Below are 238 nucleotides of genomic sequence, written 5' to 3'. Positions count from 1 at the left end.
CAACAGGAATGTGAAAGCTCTCGTCGAGAAACTTGGGAGGAAATGCAACAACTTCGTCAAAAAACAGAAGCCGAATGTGAACAGTTACGTCGCGATGCAGAGCAATATGCAGCTTCAATGCTGATGGATTTAGAACATGATTTGAAAGAAATGCTCAAGGTGACTCGTAATGGTCGTTCTACCCTCAACCCTGCTGAAGGAAAAGAAACACCTAAAAAGCAAAAACCCAAGCGGAAAG

At 43.3% G+C, this 238-nt stretch carries 1 protein-coding gene; it reads left to right on the top strand.

All coding sequences use genetic code 11. The annotated features are described in order from the left end of the window. Positions 1-42: 42 nt before the first annotated feature. The coding region (locus R0J87_RS24460; RefSeq protein WP_498889640.1) for a hypothetical protein at positions 43-238 on the top strand (196 nt) is incomplete at its 3' end.

The sequence above is a fragment of the Halomonas sp. SIMBA_159 genome (assembly GCF_046536035.1).
GTDB classification, from domain to species: domain Bacteria; phylum Pseudomonadota; class Gammaproteobacteria; order Pseudomonadales; family Halomonadaceae; genus Vreelandella; species Vreelandella venusta_A.
This window is presented reverse-complemented; position numbering and strand designations above follow the sequence as displayed.